Below are 563 nucleotides of genomic sequence, written 5' to 3'. Positions count from 1 at the left end.
GAGGTAACCTTTTGGAGCCAGCCGCCTAAGGTGGGACCAATGATTGGGGTGAAGTCGTAACAAGGTAGCCGTATCGGAAGGTGCGGCTGGATCACCTCCTTTCTAAGGAATATAACGGAAACATACTTGGTTGTTTGGTTCAGTTTTGAGGGAATAATCCTTCTAAAATATTTAGATGGGCCTGTAGCTCAGCTGGTTAGAGCGCACGCCTGATAAGCGTGAGGTCGGTGGTTCGAGTCCACTCAGGCCCACCATCTAATTTATATTAATATTACGGGGCCTTAGCTCAGCTGGGAGAGCGCCTGCCTTGCACGCAGGAGGTCAGCGGTTCGATCCCGCTAGGCTCCATTTTGTACCTTGAAAACTAAATAAGAGTAACAACGACATCAAACTTTAAAGCAAGGCTATAAATTTATTAGTGTAATGCTTATTCAGGTGATAGTTAAGTGAATAAGGGCGCACGGTGGATGCCTTGGTACTAGGAGCCGATGAAGGACGGGACTAACACCGATATGCCTCGGGGAGTCGTAAGTAGACTTCGATCCGAGGATTTCCGAATGGGG

At 48.0% G+C, this 563-nt stretch carries 2 tRNA genes and 2 rRNA genes; all 4 read left to right on the top strand.

Annotated features, from left to right (window positions below):
* Positions 1–102, top strand: a 16S ribosomal RNA gene (locus IEV35_RS20020); the annotation flags it as partial.
* A gap of 75 nt (positions 103–177) precedes the next feature.
* Positions 178–254: transfer RNA gene (locus IEV35_RS20015), tRNA-Ile, on the top strand.
* 21 nt (positions 255–275) lie between these two features.
* Positions 276–348 (top strand) — tRNA-Ala (locus tag IEV35_RS20010).
* Between the two features lie 92 nt (positions 349–440).
* Positions 441–563, top strand: a 23S ribosomal RNA gene (locus IEV35_RS20005); the annotation flags it as partial.

It is taken from the genome of Ornithinibacillus halotolerans (genome assembly GCF_014637405.1).
Lineage (GTDB): Bacteria > Bacillota > Bacilli > Bacillales > Amphibacillaceae > Ornithinibacillus > Ornithinibacillus halotolerans.
This window is presented reverse-complemented; position numbering and strand designations above follow the sequence as displayed.